Consider the following 26341-nt stretch of genomic DNA (forward strand, 5'->3'; position numbering starts at 1 on the left):
TCGCGGTCAAAGCGGCGGGTTTGCTTCGAGCATGTCGAGCAGCTCGGCCAGGGCGACCGAGGCGTCGGCAATGCGGCGCGGGTCCTGGCTGTCGAGCGCGCCGACGAACATGCGCGTGCGGTCGCCGATCACGGCGCGGACGTCGCCGAGGAATTCCTCGTAGCAGCGCTCGGCCCGCGCCAGCAGCGCCTGGTTGCCCGCTTCCTCGCGCGGGTGGTGCTTCAGCGCGGCCAGCGCCTGGCGCCGGGCATCGAGGTCCTTGGCGGCCTTGCGGTCTTCCTCGTCGATGATCAGCAAGTTGTGCCTGGCTCCGGTCAGCGGCACTTCCACGTCTACCTCGAGCAGGCCCGAGCTGTCGTAGGAGAAGCGCACGTCGATCGAGACTTCGCCCGCAGGCCGCGGCGGGACCGGCACCTTGATCTGGCCGAGGTGGACATTGCCTGAAACCTCGCGCGCCTCGCCCTGGTAGATCTTCACCTCGATCTGCTTCTGGTTGTCGCCCATCGTGCTGTACAGCCCCGAGCGGCTGACCGGGACCGGGGTGTTGCGTTCGATGATCGGCGAGAACAGGCCCTGCTGGAGCGTCCCGCGCGCTGAATGCTCGGCCGTTTCGATGCCCAGCGTGAACGGGCAGACGTCGGTGATGCGGATCTCCTCAAGCCCGCCGTCGCGCGCGATCAGCCCGCCCTGAATGGCCGCGCCGAGCGCGACGGCATGGTCTGGATGGACCGAGGAATTGGGGAAGCGCCCGAACAGGCGCGTGATGGCCTTGCGCACCACCGGCATGCGCGTGGCCCCGCCGACAAGCACGACCTCGCTCAAGGATGCGGCATCGATCTGGCTGTCGCGCAGCGCCCGCACGACCGGGTCGCGCAGCCGGCGGATCAGGCCTTCGGCCTGCGCTTCGAATTCGCTGGTGGTGATCGTGGTGGATAGCCGCTGGTCCGCGACTGTGACGGCAAATTCGGCTTCCTGTCCCTCGCTCAAGGTGCGCTTGGCGCGTTCGGCGGCCTGCAACAGCAGGGCCTGCGCGCGCGGCTCGTCCAGCTTGGCCAGCAATCCATCGGGATCGAGCCGTCCGCGCACCGCGGTCGCCAGGGCTGTGTTGAAATCGTCGCCGCCCAGCCGGTTGTCGCCTGCCGAGGCGCGCACTTCGACGATGCCTTCGAACATCTCGACGATCGACACGTCGAAGGTCCCACCGCCCAGGTCGAACACCAGAAACGGCTCGCGCTCGGCCTTGTCCTGCAGCCCGAAGGCGAGCGCGGCGGCGGTCGGCTCGTTGATCAGGCGGCGCACGGTGAGGCCCGCCAGTTCACCGGCGCGGCGGGTCGCCTTGCGCTGGCGGTCGTTGAAGTAGGCCGGCACGGTGATGACGGCTTCGGTCGGGCGAGTGCCGGTGTGGGCGGCCACATCGTCGCGCAGCGCCATGAGCACGAGCGCGGACAGGTCCTCGGCAGAGAACTCCTTCTTGCCCAGCCGCACCTTGCGGTCGGTGCCCATGAAGCGCTTGAAGCTGGTCGCGGTGGCACCATCCTTCAGGCCCATCCGCTCCAGCGCGGCGGCGCCGACCAGCGTCGTGCCATCGGGCAGGACCGAGACTGCAGAAGGGGTGAGCAGCGCCCCGAGAGCATTGGGCACGAGCTTTGCCTCGCCGCCATTCTCGCCTGCCTGCCACATGGCCACCGCACTGTTGGTGGTTCCCAGATCGATCCCGATGAGCATTCGTCTTCCTGCAGATATCAAGCGGCGTGATGCGACAGGCCCCGCGCGCTTGGCAAGCGCAAAGCGCGTTCCTTGGCAGTCACGATGGGGTGGACGGCGAATGCGCCGGAACGAGGGGGCAGGGCGGGCGCCCGGCCGTTCTGGTTACATGACAACGCCTTGAAAGGAGAAAGGCCATGGGCCAACGCATGGATTGGAACTCGCGCGACCGCTGGCAGGACGAAGAGCGACGCCAGTCGCGCGACTATTCCGGCGAGTTCGCCCCGGAATTCGATCGCGATCGCTATGACCGCAGCAACCGCAGCCGAGACCAGTGGGGCCGCTCCGGCTCGACCGGGGCGTCAACGCCGTTGGGCGATCCGCCGACCGGATGGATGGATCAGGACATGCGCGGCGATCGGCGCACCCACGACTGGGAAGTGGGCGACCGGCACTATACCGGCCAGGGCCGCGCCCCGCAGGGCCGCTCGCGCTGGCGTGATACCGCCACCGGCAATGCCGCAAACACGGGCGACTATTTCACGTCTGAAGACTATGGCGAAGGCCGTCGCGCCTGGGGCGGGCCTGCCGGATACGGCGCCTATGGCACCGGCTCTGCCGGTGGTTACCCGTCGTCCTACGGCTACAGCGGTCGCGGCGGTTACGGCGACCACGATCCCCGCGGCTTTTTCGACCGTGCTGTCGATGAAGTGCGCGGCTGGTTCGGTGGCGATGGCGACCGCGATGACGGCCGGCGCGAAAGCCATCGCGGGAAGGGCCCGGGCGACTACACGCGCTCGGACGAACGCATCCGCGAGGACGCCAACGATCGCCTGACCGATGACCACCACATCGATGCGCGCCAGATCACAGTCATGGTCACCGAAGGCGAAGTCACGCTTGCCGGCACGGTGGGCAGCCGCGCCGAGAAGCGCCGCGCGGAAGACGTCGTCGAGGACATCGGCGGGGTGAAGCATGTGCAGAACAACCTGCGCGTGAAGACCGGCAGCGGCCTTGAAGGCCAGGGCGGCACGCTCGGCTGGGGCAACGGCGACCGTTCGTTTACGCCGGACGCCTGATCCCCACCGCAGCAAGGCGGGCGTCGACTTGGGCCATGAGCCGGTCGAGCCCGCCTTGGTCTGCCGACTCGGCGCGGACCACCAGCACGTCCTCGGTGTTGGATGACCGCAGCAACCACCAGCCATCGGTTGTATCGACGCGAACGCCGTCCGTGTCGTTCACGGCAGCTCCATCCTCACGAAGACCATGCAGCACCTCGGCGACAGCTGCTGCCTTGCGTTCGCGCGGTACGGCAAAGCGCAATTCGGGCGTCGCCACCATTTCGGGCATGCCATCGCGCATCTGCGTTACCGACTTGCCGAGCGTGACGGTTGCCGCGATCAGCCGGACGGCGGCATAGAGTGCGTCGTCAAAACCGAAGTAACGGTCGGCAAAGAACATGTGACCGCTCATTTCCCCGGCCAGCGGGGCAAGTGTCTCCTTCATTTTGGACTTGATCGGCGAATGCCCGGTTTTCCACATCAGCGGCGTTCCGCCGAGTTCCGCAATCCGCGCAAACAGCGTTGAGCTGGCCTTCACATCGGCGATAATCGTGGATTTCGGGCGCTCTCGCAGCACTTCCTCGGCATAGATCGCCAGAAGCTGGTCGGCCCAGAGTACGCGGCCGCGGCCGTCGACCGCGCCGATCCGGTCCCCATCCCCGTCGAATGCTAGTCCGAAGTCGAGGCTTCCCGCCGCGACAGCGCGGCGAAGATCGGTGAGATTGGCTTCCACAGTCGGATCAGGATGATGGTTGGGAAAATGGCCGTCCACGCTCGTATGAAGAAGGACATGCCGTCCGGGCAGTCGGGCGGTCAACGCCTCGATCAGGGGGCCGGCAGCGCCGTTGCCCGCGTCCCAGCCAATGGCGAGGCCATGCAGCACATCCAGGCCGATGCTATCCAGCGCGCCGATCAGGCAATCGACGTAAGCGGCGGAAACGTCGGCGTCCTTGATGCGTCCGTTTCCGGAAGTCCACGCGCCTTCCTCGGCGATCCGCCCGAGATCGACTATGTCGCTGCCGAAGAACGCCGCCCCTTCAAGTACCATCTTGAAGCCATTGTGATTGGCGGGATTGTGGCTGCCGGTTACCTGAACGCCGCCCTGCACCTCTTGGGCTAACCCGCCCGAACCGGGCGTTGCCGCGAAATAGAGCATCGGGCTCGGTCCCAGCCCGATCCGGACCACGTCAACGCCGCTGGCAGTCAGCCCTTCGACCAGCGCATGTTCCAGCACCGGCGTGCTGATGCGCCCGTCGCAGCCCACCGCCACCCGGCTGCCGCCGCGCGATCGCACCACCGAGCCAAAGCTGCGGCCGACGGCGCGGGCATCGTCCGCGCTCAAGGTTTCGCCAAAGACGCCGCGAATATCGTATTCGCGCAGGATCGAAGGGTGGAAGCGGTGCGCCGTCATCCCGTTGCTGGCCTCGCCGACCCGATCAGGTCCCGCGCCGGTCGGCCAGCCGCGCCAGCAGCAGATCGCGCGCGGCATTGGCTTCATGCACGGCTTCGTTGCTGCCGCCGCGATCGGGGTGGACCTTCTGGAGCAGCCGCCGGTGCGCCTCGATCACTTCGTCATAACCCGCCTGCGGCCCGATGCCGAGAAGGTTGCGTGCCCGCGCCTCGTTGGCGGCGCGCGGGTCTCCTTGCAGAAGCTCCCACGGCCAGCGCCCTGCCAGCAGCTTGCACGCAAGGCTGGCCAGGATCGCAAGCGTGAGCAGCTTGATCATCAGGCAGCGCTTTCCAGCTTGGTCTCAGGTGCGGCCTTGCCCGGCATCGGCAGGTTGAGGCCCGAAACCAGCGTGCGCAGTTCCTGCCGCGCGACGAGGTGGCTGGTGCCGAGCTCGCCAAGATGGCCCTTGTCGAGCAGGGTCAGTCCGCTCGGGAACAGTTCGCGATAGATCACGCGCTCCGAAAGGCCGCTGGCCACGCGGAAGCCGACGCGCTTGGACAGTTCGGTCAGCGCCTGGTCGATACGGCGCTGGTTGCGCGCTTCGGTATAGCCGGTGCGGTTGCGCACGACGACCCAGTCCATTTCCCGGCGCGCATCCTTGATCGTGGCCATCGCCCGCTTCTTGCGCGCTTCCCAGATCAATTCGGCATAGAACGACAGGCGGCGCACCTTGAAGGTTTCTGCGTCCACCTGGCCGATCAGATCGAAGTCGACGAAGCTGTCGTTGAGCGGGGTGACCAGCGAATCCGCGCGCGTAGCCACGTGGCGGGCCAGCACATCGTCGCGGCCGGGGGTGTCGAAGATGATGAAGTCGTGGTCCTGCGAAAGCCGCTCGGTCAGCGCGTCGAGCTCCTCGATGCTGTCCCCGCCATAGACCTCGAAAGTCGCGGTCGGCAGCGTGATCTCGCGCCGGCGCATCGTCTCGGCGCGGTTCTCGAAATAGCGGTGCATCGTGCGCTGGCGAGCATCGAGGTCGATCGTCGCCACGCGCGCGCCCTGGTAGGCGAGGGCCACGGCGACGTGGACCGCAGTTGTCGACTTGCCGGTGCCGCCCTTTTCGTTGGCGAAGACGATGCGATGCGGGCCAAGGGACGAGGCGCTGGACAAGGCTGGTAACTCACGTGGTTGATACGCTGCACGGGCTTGCGAGAGGCGTCCGCCGCCCGTATCGCCCGTGCCATCTGACTTAGTGGAGTGGCTGCCAAGGTGCAAACGATCAACCGGCTGGAAGACCTGCGCAATGCGGTCGACGCGCTCAAAATCGGGGGAAAAACCGTGGCGTTCGTCCCTACCATGGGCGCGTTGCACGAAGGCCATCTCACCCTGGTGCGCGAAGCCAAGGCACGCGCAAGCCACGTCGTCGCCTCGATTTTCGTCAATCCGCGCCAGTTCGGCCCGAACGAGGACCTCGATGCCTACCCGCGCCGGCTCGCCGCCGATGCCGCGCTGCTCGAAGCCGAAGGCGTCGCCGTGCTGTGGGCGCCCACGGTCGATCAGATGTACCCGCAAGGCTATGCCACCAACATCTCGGTTTCGGGCGTGAGCGAGGTTGCCTGCGGCGCCGCGCGGCCCGGCCATTTCGATGGCGTCGCCACCGTGGTGTGCAAGCTGTTCAACCAGGTCCGCCCGGACTTTGCGCTGTTCGGGGAAAAGGACTGGCAGCAGCTGGCGGTGATCCGCCGCATGGCGCGCGACCTCGATCTGACCCAGCCCCACGTCTCGAACATCATCGGCGTCGAAACCGTGCGCGAGCCAAGCGGCCTCGCCCTGAGCAGCCGCAACCAGTACCTGACCGAACAGGAGCGTGAACAGGCCGCAGGGCTATCTGCTGCCATGCGCCGCGCCATCGCGGCGATCGAGGGCGGCGCGCCGGTGCCGCAGGCGCTCGCCGCGCTGAACGCCGAAGTGCTCGCCGCCGGGTTCACGTCAATCGACTACGCAGACTTGCGCGATGCGGCGACGCTCGAGGCGATCGACAGCTATGCCGGGCAAAGCGCCCGCCTGCTCGTTGCCGCCCGCATCGGCGCGGCGCGCCTTATCGACAACATGGGAGTGGGCCAGCAATGACCTTGGCAATGACGCCGATTACACCGACCGCCTCGTTCAAGGACAACCTCGCCCTGCTGCCCGCCATCGACGGCATCGCGCGCCTCGATCTGATCGACGCGGCGGGCACGGTCGTGGCGACGATTCCCAACGAAGCAGGCAAGCAAGGCTCGCTCAAGGTCTACAACTACCTGCAGCTCTGCTTCGGCAAGCTCGATGCTGCGGCATCTGCCCATGCCCTTGAGGTCTTCGCCGAACACACGCCCGACGCCCGGGCTCGCCCCGGCGCGCATCCCAACATCGACCGGCTGATCGACGTGATCGAAAAGGGGACTGCGCTGCAGATCAGGGCTGTCCCCTGAACTTGCAGCCGACAGGTCGTCAGAATTCCGACCAGTCGTTCTCCGGTTCAAGTTTCAGGGCAGCATTGCCGGTACTGCGGTAGGGCGATGCCGCAAGCGGGGCGGCGTGCAACGAGGGGGCCGGCGCTGCGGGGCGGATCGCGGCGACATTGTCCTGCCCCCGGCGAACCGCTGCACCACCTCGGTCAGCTCGGCAGCCTCGCGCGACAGCGAACGGGCCGCAGCCGTCGACTCTTCGACCATCGCCGCATTCTGCTGCGTCACCCGGTCGACGTCTGCGACGGTCTGGTTCACGGTGTCCAGACTGGTCGCCTGCTCGCGGGCCGTGGCCGCGATCTGCGAGACCAGGTCGTTGATCTCGCTCACGCGATTGACGATGCCGACCAGAACCGATCCGGTCTGGCTGACAAGGCTCACGCCCGAAGTCACCTGTTCGCCGGATTTCGAGATCAGCGCGCGGATCTCCTGCGCCGCATCGGCCGACCGCTGCGCCAATGCACGGACTTCCGTGGCGACCACGGCAAAGCCTTTGCCGGCATCGCCCGCGCGGGCCGCCTCGACACCGGCGTTGAGCGCCAGCAAGTTGGTCTGGAAGGCGATGCCATCGATCAGGCCGACGATCTGGGCGATCTGGTCTGCGGAAACCGCGATGGCCGACATCGCTTCGACGGCCTTATCGACGACGCTTCCGGCGTCGATCGCCTCGCCCTGCGCCTGCGCGATCGCGTCCCGCGCTTCGTGGGCCGACTGCGCCATGGCGTTCACGCCCTGAGTGACCAGGTTGAGCGATGCCGATGTCTGCTCGATGCTGGCCGCTTGCTGTTCGTTGCGACGGGCGAGGTCGTTCGATGCCGCGTTGATTTCATCCGAGCCGCTCATCACGCTGAGGGCGGCTTGATGAACGCTGCTGATGGCCTTGCCCAGTGCGTCCACAGCCCGATTGAAATCGCTGCGCAAGTCGTCGTAGCCCCCGGAAGCGGGTCACGAATCTGGCAGTCAAGGCGGTTGTCGGCCAGCTCGCTCAGCGATGACTTGAGCGTTCTGACGACAATTTCCTGTGTCGCCCGGGCCTTGCGGATCTCTATGGCGTTCTCGCTGAAGGTGGCCATGGCCTTGGTCATCCGTCCCACGCAGTCGCGGTAATTGGTGTACCAGATCTCGCTTTCGGTATCGCCTGCGGCCAGGGCTTCCATGCGCACGACGGTGTTCACATAGGGGGCGCATATGCGCTCCCGTGCGATCTCCGTCGTCACCATGATCGCCACTAGTGATGCCAGGCCCAGGCCGAGGCACGCCCAGACCGGCGCCATGTCGAAGGCGGCGAGCGCAGTGCCGGTCAGTCCGACAACCGACAGCAGGGTATATGCGACCAGCAGGGCGCGAAATTTCAGGCGGATCGGCGCCTTTTGTTCAAACCACTCAAGCATTGCGACACCGACTCCCGCTTGGAGGGATCAGCAGCGCGACAAGAACGGATGCGACAATCCCTGACCTGACCGCATCTAGCGGCCGATCGCCAAACAATGCCCAAAAGTGCATACGAGCGTTTACTCAGGACAGTGCCTGAGAAGGGTTCGTTCAATGAACCGGCGGATCGTTCGCCGGTATGGCGGCGACCGGCGCCACCGGTTCGCCCTGGGTCCGGGGCGGGAGCGCATTTTCGGGCACGTCGTCGATCAGCATGTCGCGGGTGGGCACGTGTTCGAGGTTGCGCACGCGGACAGTGATATTGTCGCCATCCAGCGTCAGTTCGTTGAAGCTGGGTGGGGTGGAGCGGACGCGCTGGCTGAGCGTGCCCGCGCCGATCATCCGCACCGGGCCGTTGGCGGTGGGGTGGATCAGGTCAAACGCATCGTGGACGTGGCCTGACAGCACGGCGAGGACGTTGCGCCGGGCCAGTTCGGCCAGCGCATGGTTGCCGCCGCGGGTCAGCGCCTTGCCACGCGTGCCCGCCTCGACCAGCGGGTGATGGCAGGCAACGATGGCGCGGGTGCCCGCTGGCAGGGCGTCGATCGCGGCAAGGGTCTGCGCCAGCGCGGCCTTGCCGACCGTGCCTTTCGACCAGTTCAGGCGGAGCTGCGCGCGTGCGGTTGTCTTCAGCGGCACGATCTTCGCGCCGGGGATCGGCAGCTCCCGCTCCAGCACGCCTTCGATCGAGCGGAAGCGGCGGTAGGGATCGACGAAGCGTTCGATCAGGTTGAAGTAGGGCAGGTCGTGGTTGCCCACTTCGACAGTGACCGGCACGTCCAAAGCCTTGATCCAGTGGCAGGCGGCGGTGAATTCGCGGTGCCGGGCCCGCATCGTCAGATCGCCGGTGATCGCCACGGCATCGGGCTTCTCGCGCGCGATGCATTGCGCCACCCAATCGAGGGCGCGCCGGTCTTCGAGGCCGAAGTGGATATCGCTGATGTGAAACAGGCGGGTCATGGCGCTGGGGTGATCGTCGCTGGGCCCGCTGCGGTCAAGCGCCGGGTGTGTTGCCAGGCGCGATAGTCGAGAGGAAGTCGAGCGCGAACTCCTCGCAGGCAACCTCTTCGCGCATGCTGCCTTCGCGCCGTTCGCCGTCGATCATCATGGCGATCGGGCCGTCGCTTTCCAGCGTTGCCAACGAACATTGGCCGAGTTCGTCATGCGGGCCCTGCCGGAAATCGCGCTTCACCAGCATGGCAAAGCCTTGCGCGGCGAACTCGCCCCAGTCGGAAAAGTCGTATCCGTCCACTTCCATGCTGTCCCCGTCGAGCGGGGCCATGCGCACGGCGCGGTAGCCTTCGGGCCGCGCGGCGGTTGCGGGTGCGGCGAGGCGAACGCCCGGTCCTTCGCGGGTTTCGCGCAGGGCCGTTGTGAAAGTCTCGGCAATGGTGGGCAGGTCGAGATCGCGCACGCTTTCGCGCACGTCGGCCCACATCGCGCCGGGGCCGGCCAGCAGTTCGATCAGGGCGACGCCTTGCGAAGTGCGCAGCGCCTGTCGCCGCACGCGTCGCGCCGTGCCGAGCTTGCCGGTCACTTCCTCTGCCGGAACGTCGCCGTGGAGAGACTTCGACAGGAGGTTCTGCGTGCCGCCGGGAAGGACGAGCAAGCCACCGCCCCAGCCTTCGAGCGCGGAAGCGGCGGCATTGATCGTGCCGTCGCCGGTGAAGACGGCAAGCGTCGCGATCCCCTCTGCTTCAAGCTGCGCGCGCGTCGGCAGGTCCTCGTCGGGAAAGCGGATGACCCGCGCCGGCGCGCACCCGGCAGCCGAGAGCGAGGCGACGAGATCGTCGACCGCTGCATCGCTGTTGCTGCCGCTTGCGGCGTTCGTCACGAGCCAGAGAGGAGAGAGCGTCATCACCGGCAGAACCGGTAGCAGGCGCGGCGGTTCCGCAGCGGCTGCTCTAAACGCGGTCTGTCAGGATCAGCCAGGCCGAGAAGCTGTTGAGCATGGAATAGATGACGTAGGCGATCGGGCCGCTGACCACGCCTTCGGCGGCAAACAGCAGCGCCCCCAGCAGCAGCAGGAATTCCAGCATCAGCGTGAAGCGGCCGCCAAGGGCGTGAACCATCCACGGCAGCCGGGCCAGCAGGGGGTGCCCGCTATCCAGCATGGCGCGGTGCAGCGCGAAGTTGCCGATGCCCAGAAGGAAAGTGATCAGAATCGCCATGGACTGGACGAGACCTTTAGGGAATCGCCGCAGGATTGTCACACCTGCAGTTCGTGGAGTGGACATTGCGTTTCGTCGGACGGGCTAAACACTTGTCGTTCGTAACGGAAAGCTGGTCGAGACGCGCAAGATTTCATCGACGACCGGGCGTAGCGAAAATGCATGCGGTGCACCGGAAGAGCCGGACCAGCCGCTGAAACGCCCCCAAGGCCGGTCCCCGCCGGCACCCGTGTCGAAGGAAGTTGCCATGTTTGCCAAGACCCTGTTCTCCGCCGGCCTCCTCGGCCTCGCCCTTTCCGCCAGCCAGCCTGCCTTCGCCGGCACGCGCCTCGTTGGCTACTCCGATCTCGATCTTACCACCAAGCAGGGCGAGGCCCAGCTCAACGCCCGCCTTCGTCATGCCGCCAAGGACATCTGTGGCCTGAACAAGGCGGACCTGCCGACCAGCGAATGGGAAGCGGCACGCGATTGTTTTGCCCGCTCGATGGCCGATGCCCGCCGCGCCAAGGCCGAAGTGAAGGCCACTGCGCTGGCCGCCAAGAATTCCAAGACTGATCTTGCTGTCCGCTGATCCCGGCAGCTTGCAAACCCGGCGGATCCAGTCCCCCACCGGGTCAAACTCAAGGGACCGTCGCTAGTCCGGCGGTCCTTTTTTCTCTTGGCCTTTTTTCTCTTGGCCCTTTTTCCTGAAGTCCCTCTTTTCTGAAGACCCTTCAGCCAACCTCGCGAAATGCGGCAGGCTTTGGCTCGGCTTCGATCTCGCCCCGATCGCGCCAGGTCAGGTCGTCAGGAGTGAGCTTGCGGCCATCGTGCGAAAGAATGCCGATTGCCGCAATCGGCCTGCCGTCGCGATTGTCGCAAAGGACCGGATTGGCGGGCACGCCAAGTTCCCACTTCTCGCCCCACTGGCGCAGGGCCAGCATTGCGGGGAGGAGGTCCAGACCCTTCGGCGTCAGGCGGTATTCGATGCGACGGCGATCATCGGCGCAGTGTTCGCGCTTGAGTATGCCGGCCTCGACCAGCCTTGACAGGCGGTTCGACAGGATGTTGCGCGCAATGCCCAGCGCTTCGAGGAAATCCTCGAAGTGGCGCACCCCGTTGAAGGCGGCGCGCAGGATCATGAACGACCAGCGTTCCCCCATCGCTTCGAGGGCAAGGGAAGGCCGCACTGGGCAATCTCGCCCAAGGGTTCGCGCAGTTTGTCCATATCGTCTTCTGCATAACCCATCTGCGGCACCTGTTTAAGTTTCTAGTTGCAACCTGAAACCTATATTGATAGGTAGCGATTCGCAACGGAAATAGCATCCTCTCCAGAACCCCGCAATTTCCGAGGCCCTTAACAAGGTAATTCAGGGGAAGAACGATGATCTCAGCAAATTCCAGCAGCGCCATGCGCCAGCTCCTCCCGGCAGTCCTTGCACTGGTCGGCACCACCTTCAGCTTTGCGGTCACCGCCAACACGGCCCGCGCCAACACCGGCGGCGCGTTCTATTCGGCCACGCTGACCCGTCCGATGGACGGCATGCAGAAGGTCATCCAGAAGGGCGTGCTGTGGAAGTGCGAAGGCGCCGAATGCTCCGCCCCGCGCGACACCTCGCGCCCGGTGATCGTCTGCGCCCGCCTCGCCCAGAAGGTCGGCCCCGTCGCCCGCTTCGCCACCCCGCAGGGTGACTTGGCGGCCGAGGACCTCGCCCGCTGCAACGAGGCCGCGGCCGGATAAGTCCAGTACCAGTCTCCAGCGCGCACTCCCTCTTGATACCCTGCCGAGTGCGCAATCCCTGACCGTGAAGGTCACATGGGCCGTGAACAGCACGTCTGTTCGCGGCCCCTTTTTTCGCTATGCTCATGCCATGCCTTTGCCCCTCAGAGTTACCGCCCTGCTCGCCAGAGTTGCCCTTCTGCCCCTGACAGTTGGATTTGTGCCGGCACAGGCCGGGGCACAGGCCTTGGCCGCGCCGCAGCTCACCGCCCAAGGCCGCGACGATCTGCGCTGTGCGGCTGCCTTTGCCATTGTTGCACTCGAACAATCGGGGGGGATGCGCTGGAAGGCTGGCCGCCGCTGGCGTTGCGCGGCAAGACCTTCTTCGCTGACACGGGCGAACGCGCAATGAAGGAAGGTGCCCTGACCCGTGAGCAGGTGCGCGACCTGATCGCCGTGCAGGTTCAGGCGCTGCAGACTGCGCCCGATCCCGACAAGGCGCTGTCGGCGCTCGCGAAGCCTTGCCTTGCCCGGCTTGACGCCACCGTGCCGCCGCTGGTCGCGCCGACGCTGAAGCAATGCGCCGCGATCCTCGGCCTCGCCTACAGTGAGGTCCATGCCCGCGAAGGGATGAGCACTTCGGCGCAGGACCTCAAGACGCTGGAATCCGTGCTTTCATCGCGCGAGCGCGAGGCGATCATCGCCGCCGGTGGCAGTGGCGACGATGCAGACCGCACGCTGGCCGAAGCGCGCGAGGCGATGGCGGCCGAGGCAGGTGACGGCAAGGGCGGGGTCGACAAGTACGACATCGCGCGCTGCTATGAATTCGCCAGGCCGCAGGAAAAATCGCACTATTGAGCGGGGCGGCGGGGCTTCCCATATTGGCGGCAAAGGAGATCCCCCGATGCCTGACAAGATGAACCTGACCGACGCCGAATGGCGCGAGCGTCTTTCGCCCGAGCAGTACCAGATCCTGCGCCAGGGCGGCACCGAGCGCGCGTTCACCGGGGCTTACGAGAAGAACAAGGCACCCGGCGAGTACCATTGTGCCGGCTGCGGCGCGCCGCTGTTCACGTCCGACACCAAGTACGACAGCGGTTCGGGCTGGCCGAGCTTCTATGCCCCGGTCGAAGCCGAGGCGGTCGAGGAGATCGTCGATCGCTCGCACGGCATGGTCCGCACAGAGGTGCGCTGCGCCCGCTGCGACGGGCACCTTGGCCACGTGTTTCCCGATGGTCCGAACCCCACCGGCCTGCGCTATTGCATGAACAGCGCCTCGCTCGACTTCACCCCGAAGGACTGAGTTGAACCGACGGCATTGGCCGTTCGCCGATTTTGCGGTTAACCCTGCGTTACAACTGCCCTATGCAAAGGGCCGCAGATTTGCGTGGACGGCCTGCGCCGATGCCGGAACGAGGCCGAGAATGAGGGAAGCGGTACAAGACTGATGGCCAGACGGGACATTCCCCGCCGCCCCGAGGGCGGCAGGTCGGAGCCGCAACCCAAGAGCAGATCGATGCTGGGCCGATGGGCCCGGCGGCTTCTTGCGTGGGGTGCCGGATTTGCGCTGCTCGGCACGATCGGGCTGGTGGTGGCGGTTGCCGTCACGGTGCGCTCGCTGCCCGGCTATGGCGAACTGAAATCGAGCCAGACCGGCCAGATGATCGTGGTGCGTGCCGCCGACGGGTCCGAGATCGTGACACTGGGGCCGAGCTACGGCAAATGGATCCCCTACGAGCGCATCCCGCAGGACATGAAGGATGCGATGATCTCGGTCGAGGACCGGCGCTATCGCAGCCATTGGGGCGTGGACCCGATCGGCATCGTCCGTTCGCTGATGGTGCGCGTGGAAAGCGGCACGTGGCGGCAGGGCGGATCGACGATCACGCAGCAGCTTGCCCGCAACATCTTCCTCAACAACACCAAGACCTTCGGCCGCAAGGCGCGCGAATGGGTGCTGGCGCTGGCGCTCGAACAGAAGTTCTCGAAGGACCAGATCCTCGAGCTGTACCTCAACAAGGTCTACTTCGGCGGCGGTGCCTATGGCATCGACAGCGCGGCGCGGAAATTCTTCGGCCATTCGGGCGAGGAAATCACGCTGCCCGAGGCGGCGATCATTGCCGGACTGGTCAAGGCCCCGTCACGCTATTCGCCCACGGCCGATGCCGATGCCGCCGTGGGCCGCGCCGGCGTGGTTCTGCAGACGATGCAGAGCGCGGGCGTGCTGACCGCGCAGGAAGCGCAGAGCGTTGACCTCAAGGCCGTGAAGATGGTCTCGGACAGCGCAGGCCAGAATTCGGCGCGCTATTTCACCGACTGGGCGCTGCCGCAGCTCGACCTGATCCTGCCCGAGAACGACAAGCCGATCGAAGTGTGGACCACGCTCGATCCGATCGCGCAGAAGGCGGCGACCAGTGCCGTGGCGGGATTTGCACCGAAGGGCGCACAGGGCGCACTGGTCTCGCTTGATCGCGACGGCGCGGTCCTCGCCATGGTCGGCGGCACGGACTATTTGAGCTCGAACTACAACCGTGCGGTCAATGCGGTGCGCCAGCCCGGTTCGGCGTGGAAGCTGTTCGTCTATCTTTCGGCACTCGAGGCCGGTTACACGCCGGATGACCGCGTGGTCGACGAGCCGGTGACGATCGATGGGTGGACGCCGCGCAACGACGGCAATCGCTATGCCGGCGAGATCGACCTGCGCACCGCCTTTGCCTATTCCAAGAACACGGTTGCGGCGCAGCTTGGCAATGAAGTGGGCTTTGGCACCGTGGCCAACATGGCGCGCCGCTTTGGCATCACCACGCCGATCAACACCCTGCCCTCGATGGTGCTGGGATCGTCCGAAGCGCGCGTGATCGACATGGTGCGCGCGTTCGCCTCGGTTCAGGCCAAGGGCATGTCGGTAACGCCCTACGGCATCCGCAAGGTGACGACGACCGACGGCGAAGTGCTCTACACCCACCGCACGGAAGCCGCGCAGCAGCTCGTCCCGCCCTATGTCGCCGCCGCGATGACCGACCTGATGCAGACCGCAGTCAACATCGGCACGGGCCGCGCTGCGCAGATCGGCAGGCCGGTTGCCGGCAAGACTGGGACGACCTCGTCGAACAAGGACGGCTGGTTCCTCGGCTTTTCGAGCGGGATCACCACCGGGGTGTGGATGGGCCGCGATGATGCCAAGGCCGTGCCTGGCCTGCAGGGCGGCGCCGCACCGGCGCGGGCCTTCGCCGCCTACATGAAGGTCGCGACGCGCAAGCGCCCGGTCGAACAGTTCGACACCGAGCTCAAGCTGCCGGAATGGCAACTCGAACCCGATGATGAGGCGATGCAGGGCAACCCTGACGACTACTTCTATGTCGACGAGCAGGGCAACCTGGTCGACCCGTCGCGCCGGCGTGGCGACGAGGGTGCGATTGACCCCAATGCACCGCCCGAGGGGGTGCCGCCGGAGGTGCCGCAGGCAGCGAACGACGATTTCCTCAACCGCGCCACCGGCCGCCGCGATGGCAACGACCCGGCAGCGGCAGGCGCGCGCCCGCGTCCGACCAATACTCCGCGCCCGGTTCAGGTGCCCTGAGCTATTCGGGCCTGAACCTTTCCGGGCTTGGCGCGTTTGCCTGATTGAGAAGGAAGGCCGCGAGCCTTCCGCCAATCAGGAGACGAGTAATGAGCCTGCTGCAATGGGCCGTCGCAGGAGCGGCGGGATATGCGATCTGGCGCGTGGCGCAAAAGAACCGCGACGAACAGGCACCGGCCGCTTTCGCGCAGGGCGAAGAGGCTGGCGGGAATTTCGCCAAGGTGCGCAGTGCCGGGACCGAGGGCATGCGATCGGACCCCAAGCGCTGGGACAAGGTCGACCAAGCCTCGGACGAGAGCTTTCCGGCGAGCGATCCGCCGGCAACGTATTGATCGGTAATTCGTGTTCTCACAGGTAACGGCCGGGCATAACCCCGGCCGTTGCTGCGTGAGCGGAGCCTTACTTGACCACGTCTGCCTCGTGCCACACCACGGCCTGCGCCACCTTGATGCAGTCCATGCCGCCGTCATAGGTCATCGACGGCGAGCCATAGAGCCGCCACCCTTGCGCCAAGGCCTCGGACACGCGCTCGCAAAAGGCGCGGTCGTCCTTGCCGGTGAGAAGGCGGTATACGGGGCGGTCTTCGGGCGTGTTGTACATGCGGGTCCTCAGCAATCTACCTGCCAACAGAACAGCGCGCCGTCCTCCTCGTCAAGCCGCTCGCCGGTCCTGGCAAAGCCGCCCCGCTCCAGCACGCGCTGCGAGGCGATGTTGTCAGTGCGCGTTTCTGCGTAAAGCGCTTTGACGCGATCGTCCGATTGCGCCCAATCGACCAAGGCCGCCACTGCTGCCGAAGCGTGGCCGCGCCCTTGCGAGCCCGGCGCCACGCCGTAACCGATCTGCAGCCGACCTTCCTCGAGCACGGACGTGACGGACATCAGGCCGACGAGTTCGTCACCTGCCACGATCAGCCAGGCCGAGGGTGTGAACAGCGCGCTGACAGCCTCGGCCAGCCCAGCCAGCATCGGGAGCACTTCCGGTTCGGCCACCGGCGTGTCCGGCAAGGCAACCTCCGGCTCTGGCGGCTGCCCGTCAAGCAGGCGCGCGAAATGCGTCTGCGTAGCCGGGACGAGCCGCACGTTCACTGTCCGACGGTCACAGGATGTACTTCGAAAGGTCCGCATTGCCGGCAAGGTTTGCGAGCTTTTCGGCGACGTAGGCCTCGTCCACCGTCACCGTCTCGCCGGTGCGGTCTTCGGCATCGAAGCTTACTTCCTCAAGCAGCTTTTCCATCACCGTCTGCAGGCGGCGGGCGCCGATGTTCTCGACGCTTTCGTTCACCTGCGCCGCGGTTCGGGCAATGGCGCGGATGGACTCGGGCGTGAAATCGAGCGTGACGTTCTCCGTTGCGATCAGCGCGCGGTACTGTTCGACGAGATTGGCGCGCGTTTCCGAAAGAATGCGCACGAAATCGTCCTCGGACAGTGCCTTGAGCTCGACACGAATCGGCAGGCGGCCCTGCAGTTCGGGCAGCATGTCGCTGGGCTTGGCCACGTGGAACGCACCCGAGGCAATGAACAGCACGTGGTCCGTCTTCATCGGGCCGTACTTGGTGGCAACCGTCGTGCCCTCGATCAGCGGCAGCAGATCGCGCTGGACGCCCTCGCGGCTGACCGAACCGCCGCGCACGTCCGACACCGCGATCTTGTCGATCTCGTCGAGGAAGACGATGCCGTTGGTTTCGGCATTGCGGATCGCCTCGCGCGCGACGTCGTCCTGGTCCATGCGCTTTTCGGCTTCTTCATCGACCAGCTTGTCCCAAGCATCGGCCACGCGCATTTTGCGGCGCTTGAGGTTCTGCTTGCCGAACGCCTTGCCCATCATGTCCGACAGGTTGATCATGCCGATGCCGCCGGGCATTCCGGGGATCTCCATCGGCGCGGATGGTGCGTCCTCGACCTCGATCTCGACTTCGACGTCGTTCATCGAGCCATCGGACAGCCTTGCCTTGAAGCTTTCGCGCGTGGCTTCGCTGGCGCCATCGCCGACCAGCGCCTTGAGCAGGCGGTCCATCGCCGCCTTGCTGGCCGCATCGCGCACGGCCTCGCGGCGGCGCTCCTTTTCGAGCCGGATCGCCTCTTCGACCAGATCGCGGGCAATCTGTTCCACGTCGCGGCCGACATAGCCGACCTCGGTGAACTTGGTCGCCTCGACCTTCACGAACGGGGCATCGGCCAGCTTGGCGAGGCGGCGGCTGATCTCGGTCTTGCCGCAGCCCGTCGGACCGATCATCAGGATGTTCTTCGGCGAAACCTCGTCGCGCAGGTCTGCCGACAGGCGCTGGCGGCGCCAGCGATTGCGCAGGGCCACGGCAACCGCCTTCTTGGCATCGGTCTGGCCGACGATGTGTTCGTCCAGCGCGCGGACAATGGCTTTGGGGGTAAGGGAATCGAGCATCAGATTTCCTCGACCGTCACGCGGTCGTTGGTGAAGACGCAGACTTCGGCGGCGACCTGCATGGCGCGGCGGGCGATCTTCTCGGCGTCGTCTTCGTAGTCGGTCAGGGCGCGCGCGGCGGCGAGGGCATAGTTGCCGCCCGAGCCGATCGCGGCGATTCCCGCTTCGGGTTCGAGCACGTCGCCATTGCCGGTGAGGATCAGCATGGTCTCGGCATCGGCGACGATCATCAGCGCTTCGAGATTGCGCAGATACTTGTCGGTCCGCCAGTCCTTGGCGAGTTCGACCGCGGCGCGCATGAGCTGGCCGCGATGCTGTTCGAGCTTGCGCTCGAGCCGTTCGAACAAGGTGAAGGCGTCGGCAGTGGCGCCTGCAAAACCAGCGATGACCTTGCCGTCCCCGATCCGGCGGACCTTGCGGGCGTTCGGCTTCATCACCGTGTTGCCCATGGAAACCTGACCGTCACCCGCAATGACGGTGCGGCCGTTCTTCTTCACCCCGATGATGGTGGTGCCGTGCCACTGGATAAGGCCGTGGCTCGCCCTGCTGTCGTCCATCGCCGCGATATGAGGAGCGCGGCGGCGAATTCAAGCGCCGGAGCCTCAGCTGCCGTTGGGACCGGTGCCGGTGGGCGCACCGCCGCCCGCGCCGCCGGGGATGGCGCCAACCGCGCCGATGTTGCCGAACAGGTCCTGGAAGAAGCTGCGGTCACGCCCGAGGGTCGGCGTCTTGTCGCTTTCAGGCGAAAGGCGGACGACCTTCTCCATGCCCTGGCGGGCCAGCGTGCTGACATTGCCGCGCGCGTCGAAATCGACGACGATGACGCTCTGGTCCGAGGTTTGCGGACGGGTGAACGGGCGCTGCCGGGTGTTCTGGGCAACGTAGTACCAGGTCTGGCGGCCAAACTGGCTGGTGAAGGTCGGGCGGCCCAGCGTGCGTTCGACGGAGAGCTTGTTGTCGACGCCGGGCTGGACCGAAGCGACCAGCGCTTCGTCGATGATATAGCCGCGATGGTCCTTGATGCTGGCGCAGCCGGACGCGGCTACGCCGAGGGCGAGCACCGCCGCACCCTGCACCATCAGCCGCATGTTCCGCATTCGCAAACTCCGCTCTTCACTTATCGCCGTCATGCCCGTTTGCATCGGGAATGCACAGCCTATATCGCCGAGACCAATTGGGCGACCCTTAGGGTCCAATCTGGAATACCGCAATGCCGCCCGCAAGCAGCCTGCTGGACGGCCGAGATTTAATCGCCCCTGAACGGGCGGAACGCCAAGGAATGCCGAGATGTCGCTTCTTACCAAGCTGTTCGGACGCAAGCAGGACGATCGCGCCGTGGCGCGGCCCTTGTGGCACCGCACGGTGGAGATCGCGCGCGAGAAGGAGTGGTACCGGGATTGTGGCGTGGCCGACACGGTGGGCGGGCGATTCGACATGATCACGCTGATCCTGTCGGTCGTGCTGATCCGCATGGAGCGCGACGCGGAACTCGTCGAGCCTTCGGTGCGGCTGACCGAACTGTTCGTGGAGGACATGGACGGACAGCTGCGCGAAAGTGGCGTGGGCGACGTGATCGTGGGCAAGCGGGTGGGCCAGCTGATGAGCGTGCTGGGCGGGCGCCTGGGTGCCTATCGCGAGGCGCTGGCATCGCGGGACGAGGCGCTGATGGCCGAGGCGATCAGTCGCAACGTGACCCTCCACGACGGCATCGATCCGCTGCTGCTGACGCGGCGCGTGCGCGCTTTCGCGGCCGGGCTGGACCTCGTGCCGGCATTCCGCGTTCTCGATGCGGAGATCGGAAAATGACCATGAATCCGGAGTTTTCGCGCATCATCGACATCCGACAGGTGAACGATGAACCCATCGTGCTTGAGCCGACCGAGGCGGAGCGGAAGCGTCTTGCTGCGCGTTTCCAACTCTCGGAGGTGAAAGCCATGCAAGCGACCATCTCGTTGCGGCAGGAGGGCAACTCCGTGGAGGCCAAGGGCCATCTCGACGCCTCCATCATGCAGGCCTGCGCCATCTCGGGCGAGGACTTCCCGGTGACGATCAGCGAACCCATCGCGCTGCGCTTCGTCCCCCCGGCGCGGCCCACGATCCCGACGAGGAAATCGAGATTACCGCCGACGATTGCGACGAGATCGAATTCGAGGGGACAAGCTTCGATCTGGGCGAGGCCGTGGCGCAGAGCCTGGCGCTGGCGATCGATCCGTTTGCCGAAGGCCCCGATGCCGACAGGGCGCGCGCCGAACACAATCTCGGCGGCGACGTTGCCAGCGGTCCGTTCGCTGCGCTTGCGGCGCTCAAGAAGGACTGATCGGTTGGCTGGACCCCCGGGGCGCGGTCGGGACCTGACGAGCGGGCCGATCCTCAAGACGCTGGTGCTGTTCTCGGCACCGACGCTGGCATCCAACATCCTGCAATCCCTCAACGGCTCGATCAATTCGGTCTGGGTGGGGCGCATGCTGGGCGAGGGCGCGCTGGCGGCAACGGCCAATGCCAACGTGGTGATGTTCCTTGTCTTTGCCGCAGCGTTCGGCTTCGGCATGGCGGCTACGGTCAAGATCGGGCAGGCTTTCGGCGCGCGCGACGTGCTGGCGGCGCGGCGGACATTCGGCTCGGCGGTGGGCTTCTGCGTGCTGCTTTCGCTGCTGGTGGGCACGCTGGGCTGGGTCTTCGCGCCCGAACTGCTGACGGCGATGGCCGCGCCGGGTGAGACTTATGGCTATGCGCTGACTTACCTGCGGGTGATCTTCATCGCCATGCCGGCCTCGATGATCACGGTGATGCTGGGCATGGGCCTGCGCGGCGGAGGCGATGCAGCAACGCCGCTGAAGTTCATGGTGCTGTCGTCGGTGCTCGACGTCTGCCTCAACCCGCTGCTGATCGGGGGTTTCGGGCCGATCCCGGCCATGGGCATCGCCGGAGCCGCGCTGGCGACGGCGATTGCCTCGTTCGTGTCGATGGCGGGCATCGTCGCCTACGTTTACGTCAAGGACCTGCCGCTGCGGCTGAAGGGGCCGGAGCTGAAATGGCTGTGGCCGCGCCGGGACGAGCTGGGCTATATCCTGACCAAGGGCCTGCCGATGGGCGCGCAGATGCTGGTGATTTCGGCTGCAGGCATCATCGTGATCGGGCTGGTCAATCGCGAGGGGCTGCTGGTCAGCGCGGCCTATGGCGCCGCCCTGCAGCTGTGGACCTACCTGCAGATGCCGGCGATGGCAATTTCCGCCGCGGTCAGCGCGATGGCCGCGCAGGCGATCGGCGCGGGCCTCGACGAGCGGCTCCACCGCATCTCGCGGGCGGGCGTCATGCTGAACCTGACGATTACCGGTGCGCTGTGTGCGCTGATCCTGCTGTTCGACCGACCCGCGCTGGAACTGTTCCTTGGCGCGGCCAGCCCGGCGGTGGACGAGGCGCGCCATATCCAGTTCCTGGCCAGCTGGAGCTATATCCTGTTCGGGATCACGATGGTGCTGTTCGGCACGATGCGTGCGGGCGGGGTGGTGTGGACCCCGCTGATCATCCTGTCGATCGCCATGTATCCTGTGCGGCTGGGCTTCTATTACGCCTTCTACCCGAGCCTTGGCGCGGACGCCCTGTGGCTGGCATTCCCGGTCAGTTCAGCGGTTGCAGTGGCGCTTTCCGTCTACGCCTATCGCCAGCCACAGTGGCGAGATCGCGCTCGCGCCGTGCCTGACGAGGAGTGCGAGGAGGAAACCCACGCCGACGCGGACCCTGCCGGACGCATGGCACCGAGCATCTAGGCGGCGTGGACAGATTCCACAACGCCACGGTTGCCCTGTAAAAGGCCTTGGCGAGGCGCGAGGACGCAGGAAGAGTGGGTCTCTTTCAAGGCCGAGCAACGCTGCCAAGGCCTTTTACAGGGCAACCCCTGCGGGGCTGGACCAAAAACCGCCATTTCGGCGTCGGCTCGTCGCACAATATTCCCGATATTGCGCTTCCTCGCCTCCTTGAACTGGCGGTTTTTGCCTCCAGCCGTGGCGCTGTGGAATTTGTCCACGCCGCCTAGGGTTCCGACCCCAGGTCTCGTCAGCGGCTTTGTGCGCGCCAGCGCTGGACCGTGCGTTCGACCGCGCGGTCTTCGCCGCCGGTCTTGCTCCACAGTTCGTAGAACGAGGGGTCATTCGAGGCAGGGCGCTTGATCGCCTCGAGCTCGTCGAACGAGACGCGCATGGGGATAGAGACGCCTTCGCCCGAGATGATGCATTCGCGGTTGCGCAGCGCCGGGATGGTATCGACGAAACCGCGTGCGCCTTCGGGCATGGCCGCCTTGACGAAGGCCTGGTCACGCTCGTTGTTGAGGCGCATGGCGATGATCGTGCCGCACTGCGACAGCACGCCTTCGGCAAGGTCTGACGGGCGCTGGGTAATCAGGCCCAGCGAGACGCCGTACTTGCGGCCTTCCTTGGCGATGCGCGAGAGGATGCGGCCCACCGAAGAGCCGTCCGAGTTCTTCTCGCTCGGCACGTAGCGATGGGCCTCTTCGCAGACCAGCAGCACGGGCCGTGTCTCTTCGTCGCGCGCCCAGATCGCGTAGTCGAACACGAGGCGGCTCAACACGGCGACGACGGTGGACGTGATTTCGGAAGGAACGCCCGAAACGTCGATGATCGAGATCGGCTTGCCATTGGCGGGCATGCGGAAGATCTTCGAGATGAACTCGGCCATGGTGTCGCCCACCAGCATGCCAGAGAACATGAACTGGTAGCGCGGGTCGCTGCGGATTTCCTCGATCTTGGTCTTGAGACGCATGTAGGGAATCGAGTTGGTGCCCTTGTCGAGGCGGCCCATCTCGTTCTGCAGGATGATCATCAGGTCCGACAGCAGATAGGGAATCGGCGAATCGACCGTGATCTTGCCGATCTGTTCCGCGAGGCGGTTCTTCATGCGCGCGGCGAGCAGGCACTTGGCGAGGATATCCTCGTCAATCTGGCGATCGGTGCCCGAGGACGTGACGAGGATCTCGCAGTGTTCCTCGAAGTTCATCAGCCAGTAGGGCATCTGCAGGTTCGATACGTCGAGCAGCTGGCCGGTGACGCGGAATGCGCTGGAATATTCGCCGTGCGGGTCGATCATCACGATGTGGCCCGAGGGCGCCATCTCGCAGATGCGGTGGAGGATCAGTGCGGCGGCGGTGGACTTGCCGGTGCCGGTCGAGCCGAGCAGGGCAAAGTGCTTGCCGAGCAGTGCATCGACATAGAGCCCGGCGCGAATGTCGCGCGTGGGAAACACGGTGCCGATCGAGATGTTGGTGCGGCCATCGCTGGCATAGATCTGGCGCAGGTCGTTGCTGGTGGCGGGATAGACCAGTGCGCCGGGGACAGGATAGCGGGTGACACCGCGACGGAAGCCGTAAATCTTGCCGGTCAGGCGCTCTTCCTCGCCTTCGCCGAGAAAGTCGATCTGGGCGACCACGCCACCATCGACGGAGGTATCCTGCCGCTGCGTGCGCACGCTGGCGAGCAGCCAGGAGTTGCCGACGCGGATCTTGATCTGGCTTCCGACCTTGCCGGACAACGAGACCGAGGGATCGAGATCAGACGAGCACTGCTCGAGGCGGGCGAGATCAAGGGCGATGGCCGAGCTGGAACCGGCTACATCGCGCACGAAGCCGATAGGCTGACGCGCGTTTTCCGACCCGAGAGCGTGCTGGGGTGCCGCAAAGATGGCCGATGCCGATTCGGCCTCTTCCAGGTTGGCGGCAGGCGCCATGAATCCCTGCATCCCCATTTCGGACATCTGCACAAAACCCTCTGGCCATTGTCGGCTGTTGGCCTGAGACTATCCGTTTCGGGTTAAGATCGGCTAAACCAACGAAAGGCATAGCCGCGTCAGCTGCGGGCAAAGAGCCTTCCGGCGATCCAGCCCATGGCAACCGAGACAATGACCGCAAACAGGCCATAGAGCCATCCGTTGCGATCGGCCGCGACAGCGACGAAGCGTTCGAATCCTTCCTTCTTCACCTCGATCCGGGTGATCGCCGATGCCACGACCTTGCCCCGCGAATGGCGAAGGTTTCGGCGGTATAGGTGCCGGTCTGGACGCTGGAGGGCAGGCTGATCCGGGCCTGGTAGAGCACTTGCCCGCTGATCTTCACGCTGCCCTGATCCTCACGGTAGAGGCCCTGCCGCCGCATCAGATCGACCAGCCCCTCGGAGAAGCGCTGCTGTTCGCGCGGTTCGATCACGCCAATCGGCGAAAGCTGCAGCCACTTGAGACCGAGCTCGTAGATCGCCGCGGTCTTGTCATCCACGATCTTCGCGATCGGGCGGGAGGAGGCGACGGCGAAGTAGCTGGGTGCCGAGCGGAATTCGAGCGAATCGGCATTGATCCACATGCCCGCAATCTTCTGCTTTTCGCGCAGGACGATGGACTGCACCGGGCCTTCGAGCACCACGACGATATCGTAATCCTGCGCGGCGCGGCTGCCTTCGGGGCTGAGGATCGCGCCGAACAGGAGCAGGTCGGCCCCGGTAAAGCCCTGGCGGACCTGGATCTCGTGCTGCGAGATTTCGGGCACCAAGATCGGATCGCGCGCACCCAGCAGAAGCAGGCATGCGGCGAGAGCGGCGCTGCGAGGCGGCACGCGGCCCCTCACAGCGGAACCACCGTGTAGATCTCGTCCGGGCGATAGCCGAGCCCGAGTGCCATGCGCAGAGCGACGGCAAGGACGATCACCGCAAGGATGAGGCGGAGCTGTTCGGGCTTTACCTTCTGGGCAAAGTGGGTGCCGATCTGGGCACCGGTGACCGAACCGACCAGCAGCAGTCCGGCCAGCACGATGTCGACCGCGCGCGTGGTGAGCGCGTGCATCATCGTGGTGACCATGGTGACGAACAGGATCTGGAACAGCGAGGTGCCGACCACCACGTTCACGCCCATGCCGAGGATGTACAGCATCGCCGGCACGAGGATGAAGCCGCCGCCGATACCCATGAGCATGGTGAGAATGCCGGTGGCGACGCCCAGCAACAGCGGTGCCAATGGCGAGATATAGAGGCCGGAGCGGTAGAAGCGCCACCGCAGTGGCAGGCTGGCGACGAGAGGATGGTGGCGGCGCTTGCGGGCGGGCAGCGGCTGGCCGGTTTTCTGCGCGCGCAGGGTGGTGATGCTTTCGTGCGCCATCAACCCGCCGATGCCGCCAAGCATCAGCACGTAGAGGATGTTGATGACCGTATCGATCTGGCCGAGCGCCTGCAGCAGGCGGAACAGCAGTGAGCCAAGCCCGGTGCCGATCACGCCGCCTGCCACCAGCACCGCGCCGATATGATAATCGATGCCGCCGCGCCGCGCCTGGGCAAAGGCGCCGGAAACGCTGGCGCCGGTTACCTGGCTGGCAGCCGAGGCTGCGGCAACGGTGGGGGGTACGCCGTAGAAGATCAGCAGTGGCGTGGTCAAAAACCCGCCGCCGACGCCAAACATGCCCGAAAGCAGCCCGGTCAGCGCGCCGAGGCCGACGATGACCAGCCCGTTGACCGACAGGTTCGCGATGGGGAGATAGACGTCCATTGCCGGGTCAACGCTAGGCCGGGCGGTGCGTGCCAGCAACCCCGCGAAACCGGTTTGCGGCCAAAAAACTGTGGCTCAGAAAGCGGAGGTAACCGTCATGGTCGGACCGCTGCCGGGCCGGGCGTTTCCGGCGATGCGCAAGCGCCAGTCAAGCGCGACGCGGGTCGGTCCGAAAAGGCGTCCACCTTCGAGTCTGAACGCGACGCGGGGGCCCACATCGAGCCGCACTGCACCTTCCTGCCCGCCTGACCACATGCCGACCCCGGCGCGCAGATCGCCATTGCGCGAGACGACGCCCCGGACAGGATGATCGAGCAGCGCCTGCGCATCGAAGAAGGCGGTGGCGGCCTTGCCCCCGGCGTACCCTGCCTGCCCGTAAGCCTCGAGCCGGAAGCCGCGGGGCAGGCGCTGCCATGGCAGTTCGGTGATGAGAGTGGCGACGGGGCGCACTTGCGTCGGCGAGCGGCTGGTATCCTGCAGGCGCGCTTCGACGAGGGCGCGGACAGGCAGGCGGCGGACCGGGCGGATGCCGAGGCCGAGCGCGACTTCCTTGTCCTTGCCGGGGGCGTTTATGGCAAGCGAGGTGCGCAGATAGCCGTAGGAATCCTGCGGCTCGCCCTTGCCGAAACGGTAGCGGACGATGGCACCTGCCTGGCTTGCACCATACGACGCCGCACCGGGGGCTTGCGCCGCCGAACCGCTGCCCGCGCGCATCAGCAACCAGTTCTCGCCGCTCCAGCGCGGATCGTCCTTGGCGACGAGAGGCTCGTAGAACTCCTGCGGATCGGCGCTTTGGCTGGGGGTGGAGGCGATGGGAGCGATCAGGGCGGCGTTGCGGGGCGGCAACGGTGCGAGTGGAGGCAGAAGAAAT

Annotated in this window: 29 protein-coding genes and 1 pseudogene; 11 read left to right on the forward strand and 19 right to left on the reverse strand. The window is 65.9% G+C overall.

Annotated elements, in window-relative coordinates; genetic code table 11:
* Window positions 1–6: 6 nt before the first annotated feature.
* Window positions 7–1725, reverse strand: a complete 1719-nt coding sequence (locus tag C7W88_RS06190; RefSeq protein WP_118072897.1) for an Hsp70 family protein — start codon at window positions 1723–1725, stop codon at window positions 7–9.
* Window positions 1726–1901: 176 nt separating this feature from the next.
* Here C7W88_RS06190 and C7W88_RS06195 point away from each other — a divergent pair, with 176 nt between their 5' ends.
* Window positions 1902–2783, forward strand: a complete 882-nt coding sequence (locus tag C7W88_RS06195; protein WP_118072898.1) for a BON domain-containing protein — start codon at window positions 1902–1904, stop codon at window positions 2781–2783.
* Here C7W88_RS06195 and pgmG read toward each other — a convergent pair.
* The 3 genes from pgmG to C7W88_RS06210 are packed head-to-tail and all read right to left on the reverse strand — an operon-like array spanning window position 2767 to window position 5322.
* A complete protein-coding gene (gene pgmG / locus C7W88_RS06200) occupies window positions 2767–4176 on the reverse strand; it encodes a phosphoglucomutase/phosphomannomutase PgmG (protein WP_118074615.1) in 1410 nt (469 codons plus the stop codon). The genes C7W88_RS06195 and pgmG overlap by 17 nt on opposite strands.
* A 25-nt stretch (window positions 4177–4201) precedes the next feature.
* On the reverse strand, window positions 4202–4492 hold the full coding sequence (locus C7W88_RS06205; RefSeq protein WP_118072899.1) for a molecular chaperone DnaJ: 291 nt from the start codon (window positions 4490–4492) through the stop codon (window positions 4202–4204).
* Window positions 4492–5322, reverse strand: a complete 831-nt coding sequence (locus C7W88_RS06210; protein ID WP_118072900.1) for a division plane positioning ATPase MipZ — start codon at window positions 5320–5322, stop codon at window positions 4492–4494. The genes C7W88_RS06205 and C7W88_RS06210 overlap by 1 nt, the downstream gene beginning before the upstream one ends.
* Window positions 5323–5421: 99 nt before the next feature.
* Here C7W88_RS06210 and panC point away from each other — a divergent pair, with 99 nt between their 5' ends.
* Both panC and C7W88_RS06220 read left to right on the forward strand, forming a co-directional pair.
* Window positions 5422–6282, forward strand: coding sequence for a pantoate--beta-alanine ligase (panC, locus tag C7W88_RS06215; protein ID WP_118074616.1), 861 nt, complete (start codon window positions 5422–5424; stop codon window positions 6280–6282).
* An 8-nt stretch (window positions 6283–6290) separates the two neighbouring features.
* Window positions 6291–6623 carry a DUF2322 family protein gene (locus C7W88_RS06220; protein WP_118074617.1) on the forward strand — a complete coding sequence of 111 codons (333 nt, stop codon included), beginning with the start codon at window positions 6291–6293 and terminating at the stop codon, window positions 6621–6623.
* A 54-nt stretch (window positions 6624–6677) separates the two neighbouring features.
* Here the strand turns inward: C7W88_RS06220 and C7W88_RS23540 are convergent, their stop codons facing one another.
* The 5 genes from C7W88_RS23540 to C7W88_RS06240 all read right to left on the reverse strand — a co-directional run bounded on the left by C7W88_RS23540 (window position 6678) and on the right by C7W88_RS06240 (window position 10261).
* Window positions 6678–7502 (reverse strand): methyl-accepting chemotaxis protein, encoded by an 825-nt coding sequence (locus C7W88_RS23540; RefSeq protein ID WP_240344858.1) that lies wholly within the window; start codon window positions 7500–7502, stop codon window positions 6678–6680.
* Window positions 7502–8050 (reverse strand): hypothetical protein, encoded by a 549-nt coding sequence (locus tag C7W88_RS23545; protein WP_240344859.1) that lies wholly within the window; start codon window positions 8048–8050, stop codon window positions 7502–7504. The genes C7W88_RS23540 and C7W88_RS23545 overlap by 1 nt, the downstream gene beginning before the upstream one ends.
* A 151-nt stretch (window positions 8051–8201) precedes the next feature.
* Window positions 8202–9050 carry a metallophosphoesterase gene (locus tag C7W88_RS06230; protein WP_118072901.1) on the reverse strand — a complete coding sequence of 283 codons (849 nt, stop codon included), beginning with the start codon at window positions 9048–9050 and terminating at the stop codon, window positions 8202–8204.
* Between the two features lie 34 nt (window positions 9051–9084).
* Window positions 9085–9948: a diacylglycerol kinase family protein gene (locus C7W88_RS06235; protein ID WP_118072902.1), complete on the reverse strand. Its 864-nt coding sequence runs from the start codon at window positions 9946–9948 to the stop codon at window positions 9085–9087.
* Window positions 9949–9994: 46 nt separating this feature from the next.
* Window positions 9995–10261 carry a hypothetical protein gene (locus C7W88_RS06240; RefSeq protein ID WP_118072903.1) on the reverse strand — a complete coding sequence of 89 codons (267 nt, stop codon included), beginning with the start codon at window positions 10259–10261 and terminating at the stop codon, window positions 9995–9997.
* A gap of 229 nt (window positions 10262–10490) precedes the next feature.
* Between C7W88_RS06240 and C7W88_RS06245 the strand changes: the two genes are divergently transcribed.
* Window positions 10491–10832, forward strand: coding sequence for a UrcA family protein (locus C7W88_RS06245; protein ID WP_205525262.1), 342 nt, complete (start codon window positions 10491–10493; stop codon window positions 10830–10832).
* Window positions 10833–10974: 142 nt separating this feature from the next.
* On the opposite strand, the gene C7W88_RS06250 is transcribed toward C7W88_RS06245, so the two are convergent.
* Window positions 10975–11430 carry a winged helix-turn-helix transcriptional regulator gene (locus C7W88_RS06250; protein ID WP_370073202.1) on the reverse strand — a complete coding sequence of 152 codons (456 nt, stop codon included), beginning with the start codon at window positions 11428–11430 and terminating at the stop codon, window positions 10975–10977.
* Between the two features lie 194 nt (window positions 11431–11624).
* On the opposite strand from C7W88_RS06250, the gene C7W88_RS06255 reads away from it, so the two are divergent.
* The 5 genes from C7W88_RS06255 (at window position 11625) to C7W88_RS06275 (ending at window position 15872) form a co-directional block, all read left to right on the forward strand.
* Window positions 11625–11981: a hypothetical protein gene (locus C7W88_RS06255; RefSeq protein ID WP_240344860.1), complete on the forward strand. Its 357-nt coding sequence runs from the start codon at window positions 11625–11627 to the stop codon at window positions 11979–11981.
* 387 nt (window positions 11982–12368) lie between these two features.
* Entirely contained in the window at window positions 12369–12818 is a 450-nt protein-coding gene (locus tag C7W88_RS06260) for a hypothetical protein (RefSeq protein ID WP_162895932.1), read from the forward strand.
* Between the two features lie 46 nt (window positions 12819–12864).
* Window positions 12865–13263, forward strand: coding sequence for a peptide-methionine (R)-S-oxide reductase MsrB (gene msrB, locus C7W88_RS06265; RefSeq protein ID WP_118072907.1), 399 nt, complete (start codon window positions 12865–12867; stop codon window positions 13261–13263).
* 144 nt (window positions 13264–13407) lie between these two features.
* Window positions 13408–15540: a transglycosylase domain-containing protein gene (locus C7W88_RS06270; RefSeq protein WP_118072908.1), complete on the forward strand. Its 2133-nt coding sequence runs from the start codon at window positions 13408–13410 to the stop codon at window positions 15538–15540.
* 89 nt (window positions 15541–15629) lie between these two features.
* On the forward strand, window positions 15630–15872 hold the full coding sequence (locus C7W88_RS06275) for a hypothetical protein (RefSeq protein ID WP_118072909.1): 243 nt from the start codon (window positions 15630–15632) through the stop codon (window positions 15870–15872).
* A gap of 67 nt (window positions 15873–15939) precedes the next feature.
* Here C7W88_RS06275 and C7W88_RS06280 read toward each other — a convergent pair whose 3' ends face one another.
* The 5 genes from C7W88_RS06280 to C7W88_RS06300 are packed head-to-tail and all read right to left on the reverse strand — an operon-like array spanning window position 15940 to window position 19034.
* Window positions 15940–16140: a DUF1737 domain-containing protein gene (locus C7W88_RS06280; protein ID WP_118072910.1), complete on the reverse strand. Its 201-nt coding sequence runs from the start codon at window positions 16138–16140 to the stop codon at window positions 15940–15942.
* A gap of 8 nt (window positions 16141–16148) precedes the next feature.
* On the reverse strand, window positions 16149–16619 hold the full coding sequence (locus C7W88_RS06285) for a GNAT family N-acetyltransferase (RefSeq protein ID WP_240344861.1): 471 nt from the start codon (window positions 16617–16619) through the stop codon (window positions 16149–16151).
* A 16-nt stretch (window positions 16620–16635) separates the two neighbouring features.
* A complete protein-coding gene (gene hslU / locus C7W88_RS06290; RefSeq protein ID WP_118072912.1) occupies window positions 16636–17937 on the reverse strand; it encodes an ATP-dependent protease ATPase subunit HslU in 1302 nt (433 codons plus the stop codon).
* The gene (hslV, locus tag C7W88_RS06295; protein WP_084278476.1) at window positions 17937–18494 is read right to left on the reverse strand and encodes an ATP-dependent protease subunit HslV; all 558 of its coding nucleotides are present in this window, start codon (window positions 18492–18494) and stop codon (window positions 17937–17939) included. Before hslV ends, hslU begins: the two co-directional genes overlap by 1 nt.
* Window positions 18495–18539: 45 nt before the next feature.
* Window positions 18540–19034, reverse strand: a complete 495-nt coding sequence (locus C7W88_RS06300) for an outer membrane protein assembly factor BamE (RefSeq protein WP_118072913.1) — start codon at window positions 19032–19034, stop codon at window positions 18540–18542.
* 190 nt (window positions 19035–19224) lie between these two features.
* On the opposite strand from C7W88_RS06300, the gene C7W88_RS06305 reads away from it, so the two are divergent.
* A complete protein-coding gene (locus C7W88_RS06305; RefSeq protein WP_118072914.1) occupies window positions 19225–19743 on the forward strand; it encodes a ubiquinol-cytochrome C chaperone family protein in 519 nt (172 codons plus the stop codon).
* A 515-nt stretch (window positions 19744–20258) separates the two neighbouring features.
* Entirely contained in the window at window positions 20259–21704 is a 1446-nt protein-coding gene (locus C7W88_RS06315; protein ID WP_205525263.1) for an MATE family efflux transporter, read from the forward strand.
* A gap of 286 nt (window positions 21705–21990) precedes the next feature.
* Here C7W88_RS06315 and C7W88_RS06320 read toward each other — a convergent pair whose 3' ends face one another.
* The 4 genes and pseudogenes from C7W88_RS06320 to C7W88_RS23550 all read right to left on the reverse strand — a co-directional run bounded on the left by C7W88_RS06320 (window position 21991) and on the right by C7W88_RS23550 (window position 26316).
* Complete coding sequence (locus tag C7W88_RS06320; RefSeq protein WP_205525264.1) at window positions 21991–23700, reverse strand: ATP-binding protein; 1710 nt, start codon at window positions 23698–23700, stop codon at window positions 21991–21993.
* Between the two features lie 92 nt (window positions 23701–23792).
* A pseudogene (locus C7W88_RS06325) lies at window positions 23793–24559 on the reverse strand (TIGR02186 family protein).
* Complete coding sequence (locus tag C7W88_RS06330; RefSeq protein WP_118072915.1) at window positions 24556–25470, reverse strand: sulfite exporter TauE/SafE family protein; 915 nt, start codon at window positions 25468–25470, stop codon at window positions 24556–24558. Before C7W88_RS06330 ends, C7W88_RS06325 begins: the two are co-directional and overlap by 4 nt.
* A gap of 75 nt (window positions 25471–25545) precedes the next feature.
* Window positions 25546–26316: a hypothetical protein gene (locus C7W88_RS23550; protein ID WP_240344967.1), complete on the reverse strand. Its 771-nt coding sequence runs from the start codon at window positions 26314–26316 to the stop codon at window positions 25546–25548.
* Between the last annotated feature and the right edge of the window lie 25 nt (window positions 26317–26341).

Origin of the sequence: Novosphingobium sp. THN1, assembly GCF_003454795.1 — a bacterium.
Lineage (GTDB): Bacteria > Pseudomonadota > Alphaproteobacteria > Sphingomonadales > Sphingomonadaceae > Novosphingobium.